A 4,808-nucleotide genomic window follows, 5' to 3' on the forward strand; every position below is an offset into this window, starting at 1 on the left:
CCGGGGGAGGACCGTGGGACCTTATGAGGGGTGAACCCAGTTGCCCGAAGTGCGGTGGCCGGGTCAGGGCTCCCGGACTCTTCGCCGACGCGTGGCAGTGCGACGCGCACGGAGCGGTGCATCCCGTGCAGCCCGTGATCCCGCCCAGCGTCGAGGCCCTAGGTGTGGTGGTGCACCGCACCCGGGTCCCCGTCTGGATGCCGTGGCCGCTGCCGGTCGGCTGGCTCTTCACCGGCGTGGCCAGCGCGGGCGACGACCGCGGCGGAGGCCGTGCCTCGGCGGTCGCCTGTTCCGGCCCGGGGCCGCTGGGCGGCGTCGGTGAGCTGATCCTGATCGCCGAGGAACTCGGCGTGGGCCTGGGCGCCCGGTACGCCGGGATCGACGGGCCCGATCCCGGACCCCGCATCGACATCGGCAAGCCCGCCCAGGCCAAGGTGCACGCGGCCGGCCGTCCCACCCCGCTGTGGCTGGTGGACGGTGCTCCGGAGGACCGCGCGGTCTTCGCCGGCGAGGCGCTCGGGATGTGGCTGTGGGCCGTCGTCTGGCCCGAGGCGTCCGGGCTGGTGATGTACGACGAGATGATCCTCACCGACCTGCGGGAGGCGGGTGCGGAGATCGAACTGGTCCCGTGCGGCGCGCTCTCGCCGCGGCTGCTCGAACCCTGACGCTCCGGGACGGCTCCGTCCCACCGGCCGGACAGGTAAGTGTCACCTACTCGGACGACCCCTTATCCTGGTGTGGCCCTGTCCGTGCAAGCCCTCGTCCGCTGGAGCCGCCGTGCGTATCGACCTGCACTGCCACTCCACCGCGTCCGACGGCACCGACACCCCCGCGGGGCTGGTGCGCGCCGCGGGCGCGGCCGGCCTGGACGTCGTCGCGCTGACCGACCACGACACCACCCGCGGGCACGCCGAGGCGATCGCCGCCCTCCCCGAGGGGCTCACCCTGGTCACCGGGGCGGAACTCTCCTGCCGCTGGAGCGAGCCCGGGGCCCGTCCCGGCGACGGGATCAGCATGCACATGCTGGCCTACCTCTTCGATCCCGAGGAGCCCGCGCTGCTCGCCGAGCGCGAGCTGGTCCGCGACGACCGGGTGCCGCGCGCCCGCGCCATGGTGGCGAGGCTGCGCGAGGCGGGCGTGGACGTCACCTGGGAGCAGGTCGCCCGGATCGCCGGGGACGGCTCCGTGGGGCGTCCGCACGTCGCCACGGCCCTGGTCGAGCTCGGCGTCGTCGCCACCGTGGACGAGGCCTTCACCCAGCACTGGCTGGCCGACCGGGGCCGCGCCTGGGTGCCCAAGCACGAGACGGACCCCTTCGAGGCGATCCGGCTGGTCAAGGCGGCCGGCGGGGTCACCGTGTTCGCCCACCCGGGCGCCGTCAAGCGCGGCCGCACCGTACCGGAGTCGGCGATCGCCGCGATGGCCGAGGCCGGCCTGGACGGCATCGAGGTCGACCACATGGACCACGACCCGGCCACCCGGGCCCGGCTGCGCGGCCTCGCCGCCGAACTCGGCCTGCTGGTCACCGGTTCGTCCGACTACCACGGCACCCGCAAGACCTGCGTCCTCGGCGAGAACGTCACCGACCCCGAGGTCTACGGCGAGATCGTCCGCCGGGCCTGGGGCGCGTTCCCCGTGCCCGGCGCCGGCGGATCCTCCGCGGTGGCCTGACCCGGCAAGGACCCCGTCCGCCCGCCGCGTCCGGCGCCCCCTCCCCCCCCCACGTCCCGCGCCGCGCCGCGCCGTGTCCTTGTCCGGACCCGGTGCGGAAGGCGGCGTTCCGCACCACCCGCAAGGCCTATCACCGTGTTCGACATCGCCGTTTTCGGTTCGCTCTTCCTCACCCTCTTCGTGATCATGGATCCCCCCGGGGTCACCCCGATCTTCCTCGGCCTGACCGCCGGCCGGCCCGCCGCCGTGCAGAAGCGCATGGCGCTGCAGGCGGTGCTGGTGGCCGGCGGCGTGATCGCCGTCTTCGGCCTGCTGGGCCAGCGCATCCTCGACTACCTGCACATCTCCGTGCCCGCCCTGATGATCGCCGGCGGGGTGCTGCTCCTGCTGGTCGCGCTGGACCTGCTCACCGGCAAGACGGACGAGCCCCAGCAGACCAAGGACGTCAACGTGGCGCTGGTCCCGCTGGGCATGCCGCTGCTGGCCGGTCCCGGCGCCATCGTCTCGGTGATCCTCGCCGTGGAGAAGGCCGGGGACGTGGGCTCCCAGGTCGCCGTGTGGACGGCGATCCTCGCCATCCACGTGGTGATCTGGCTGATCATGCGGAACTCGCTGCTGGTGATCCGGGTGATCAAGGAGGGCGGTGTGGTCCTGGTGACCCGGCTGGCGGGCATGCTGCTCGCCGCGATCGCCGTCCAGCAGATCATCAACGGGGTGACCCAGGTGGTCCAGGGCGTCTGACGGCCTCTGACCGGTCCGCGCGCCCCGGACGCCACTGCGGCCCGGTGGGGAGCCTCCTGCTGGAGGCTGCCCGCCGGGCCGCGGTGTTCGGTGACTGTTACGAGGCCGGGGTGTCGGCCGGGCGGATCCAGAGGCGCTGGCCGATCTCGGCGGCCTGCTGCACGATCCCGTTGACGGAGGCGGCGTCCACGACGGTGCTGTCGACCGGCAGGCCGCTGGCGTCGTCGAGACGCAGAATCTCGAAGCGCATGCTTCTCCCTTCCCACGTCGGTATGTACCGGGTACAACACCCGAACCGGGCGGGAAGATTCCCTAGCCAAGCAAAATTTTCGGCCGCCTAAGTATCCCCTCGTACCCGCCTTCCCGAGGCGCATGTGCGGACGCGGTATGAACTGGGTGAGACCGGTTGTCTGCGCTCCGTGACCGCCGGGACAATGGGCACCGGTATGAATGACGACCTCGCGGCGCTGACCGCAAGCATCGAGAGCACCAACCGGTTGCTCCAGCGCGTTCTCGCCGCGGTGGCGAAGGCGCAGTCCGCTCCCCAGTCCACCCACGCGCTCTTCGTCGACGCCGGGTACCTCTACGCGGCCGCCGGGCGGCTGGTGGTGGGCACCGAGGACCGCCGCGCCTTCGAGCTGGACACCGAGGGAGTGATCGCCGCGCTCATCGACCGGGCCGCGGCGCTCTTCCAGGACAGCCGGCTGCTGCGGGTGTACTGGTACGACGGGGCCCGCCGCCGCATCCACACGGCCGAGCAGCAGGCCATCGCGGAGCTGCCCGACGTGAAGGTCCGGCTCGGCAACCTCAACGCCAACAACCAGCAGAAGGGCGTCGACGGGCTGATCCGCTCCGACCTCGAGGCACTGGCCCGCAACCGGGCCATCACCGACGCGGCGCTGCTCGGCGGGGACGAGGACCTGGTCCCGGCCGTGGAGGCGGCGCAGGAGTACGGCGCCCGTGTCCACCTCTGGGGCATCGAGGCCCCGGACGGCCGCAACCAGGCCGAACCGCTGCTCTGGGAGGTCGACAGCCAGCGCACCCTGGACCTGCCGTTCCTCAAGCCCTACGTCTCCCGCCGGGCCACCGCCGCCTTCGAGGCGGCCGCGGCCCGCCCCACCTGGGAAGAGGTCCGCTTCGTGGGCGCGCAGATCGCCGCGCGGTGGCTGGCCGAGCGCGGCCCGGAGCCGATGGAGGCGCTGCTCGCCGGGCAGCCGTACCTGCCCGGTTCCGACGACCAGGACCTGCTGGTCCAGGCCGAGGGGCTGCTCGGTTACTCGCTGCGCGGCCAGTCCGACCTGCGCAGGGCGCTCCGGGACGGCTTCTGGGAGCGGCTGCGCACGCTGGAGTGAGCCACCCCCGGGGCCGGGGACGCAGGGGGCCGGGCGCCGGTGTGCGTCAGGCCTGGCGCCCGACGCCGTCCCAGAAGCCGGCGAGCGCCTCGGCGGTCGCGGCCGGACGGTCGACGGCGGGGGAGTGGTCCGCCCCGTCGATCACCGTGCGCAGGGCGCCGAGGCGGACGGCCATCTCGTCGAGGAGCTCCACGGGCCAGGCGTCGTCGTGGGAGCCGGACAGGACGTGGTACGGCAGGTTCACGGCGGCCAGCTCGTCGACCCGGTCCGGTTCCGTGCAGAGCTGGCGGCCGGTGGCGATCAGCTGGGCCGGCCGGGTGCGCAGCCAGCGTTCGCGCAGCGGGCGGGTGTCGGGCTGCTCGGCCAGCTCCTCGGGGGCGGCGGTGGCCTCCATCGCCTGCATCACCGCCCACACCCGGTCCATCGACATGATGCCCAGCGCCTCACGGAGCATGGTCACGCGTTCCTGCTGGGAGTCGGAGATCCGGGCGGGGCCGGAGGACATCAGCGTCAGGCTCAGGAACGGGGAGGCGTCCCGCAGCACGGTGGCGCGGGAGATCTGTCCGCCGAGGGAGTGGCCGAGCAGATGGATCCGCGTCCCCTCGGCCTCGGCCAGGACCTGTGCCAGGGAGAGCAGATCCTGCGCCAACTCGTCCTGCGCGTAGGCGGATTCGTCGCGCTCCGGGCCGTCGGACTCGTACTGGCCGCGCCCGTCCACGGCCACCGTGCGGTAGCCGCGCGCCGCGAGCGGGGTGTGCAGGGCGATGAAGTCCTCCTTGCTGCCGGTGTATCCGGGCAGCAGCAAGGCGGTTCCCCGGTGCGGGACGCCTGGTGCGGCGGGCATCTCCATGGCGGCGAACGCGCCGCGCCCGGTGGCGAGTTGGTGTACCCGCGCACCGGGCGGGGGAGTGAAGGTGTCGGGCCTGCTCATGGCGGTCAGCGTACCCAGCGCGGCGGCAAACGCCGACGGCCCGGCTCCCCTCGGGGAACCGGGCCGTCGGACGGTGGCCGTGCCGGCCGCCGGATGTGGCCTGCCGTCAGCTC

At 73.4% G+C, this 4,808-nt stretch carries 6 protein-coding genes; 4 read left to right on the top strand and 2 right to left on the bottom strand.

Features of this window, described 5'->3' with window-relative positions; all coding sequences use genetic code 11:
- The first annotated feature begins 23 nt into the window (after positions 1 to 23).
- The 3 genes from HW445_RS18790 to HW445_RS18800 all read left to right on the top strand — a co-directional run bounded on the left by HW445_RS18790 (position 24) and on the right by HW445_RS18800 (position 2,412).
- Complete coding sequence (locus HW445_RS18790; protein WP_180222159.1) at positions 24 to 665, top strand: DUF6758 family protein; 642 nt, start codon at positions 24 to 26, stop codon at positions 663 to 665.
- 112 nt (positions 666 to 777) lie between these two features.
- Positions 778 to 1,671 (top strand): PHP domain-containing protein, encoded by an 894-nt coding sequence (locus HW445_RS18795; RefSeq protein ID WP_180222160.1) that lies wholly within the window; start codon positions 778 to 780, stop codon positions 1,669 to 1,671.
- A 135-nt stretch (positions 1,672 to 1,806) separates the two neighbouring features.
- Positions 1,807 to 2,412, top strand: a complete 606-nt coding sequence (locus HW445_RS18800) for a MarC family protein (protein WP_180222161.1) — start codon at positions 1,807 to 1,809, stop codon at positions 2,410 to 2,412.
- A gap of 97 nt (positions 2,413 to 2,509) precedes the next feature.
- On the opposite strand, the gene HW445_RS18805 is transcribed toward HW445_RS18800, so the two are convergent.
- Complete coding sequence (locus HW445_RS18805) at positions 2,510 to 2,662, bottom strand: hypothetical protein (protein ID WP_151771393.1); 153 nt, start codon at positions 2,660 to 2,662, stop codon at positions 2,510 to 2,512.
- Positions 2,663 to 2,858: 196 nt separating this feature from the next.
- On the opposite strand from HW445_RS18805, the gene HW445_RS18810 reads away from it, so the two are divergent.
- Positions 2,859 to 3,764 (top strand): NYN domain-containing protein, encoded by a 906-nt coding sequence (locus tag HW445_RS18810; protein WP_180222162.1) that lies wholly within the window; start codon positions 2,859 to 2,861, stop codon positions 3,762 to 3,764.
- Between the two features lie 46 nt (positions 3,765 to 3,810).
- On the opposite strand, the gene HW445_RS18815 is transcribed toward HW445_RS18810, so the two are convergent.
- A complete protein-coding gene (locus tag HW445_RS18815; RefSeq protein WP_180222163.1) occupies positions 3,811 to 4,695 on the bottom strand; it encodes an alpha/beta fold hydrolase in 885 nt (294 codons plus the stop codon).
- Positions 4,696 to 4,808 lie beyond the last annotated feature (113 nt).

Source organism: Streptomyces sp. UH6, from assembly GCF_013421635.1.
GTDB classification, from domain to species: Bacteria; Actinomycetota; Actinomycetes; order Streptomycetales; family Streptomycetaceae; genus Streptomyces; species Streptomyces abyssomicinicus.

Bases quoted from the DNA above. Each gene is read 5' to 3' on its own strand.
- HW445_RS18790 (WP_180222159.1), top strand. From the start codon at position 24: ATGAGGGGTGAACCCAGTTGCCCGAAGTGCGGTGGCCGGGTCAGGGCT.
- HW445_RS18810 (WP_180222162.1), top strand. From the start codon at position 2,859: ATGAATGACGACCTCGCGGCGCTGACCGCAAGCATCGAGAGCACCAAC.
- HW445_RS18815 (WP_180222163.1), bottom strand. From the start codon at position 4,695: ATGAGCAGGCCCGACACCTTCACTCCCCCGCCCGGTGCGCGGGTACAC.
- HW445_RS18805 (WP_151771393.1), bottom strand. From the start codon at position 2,662: ATGCGCTTCGAGATTCTGCGTCTCGACGACGCCAGCGGCCTGCCGGTC.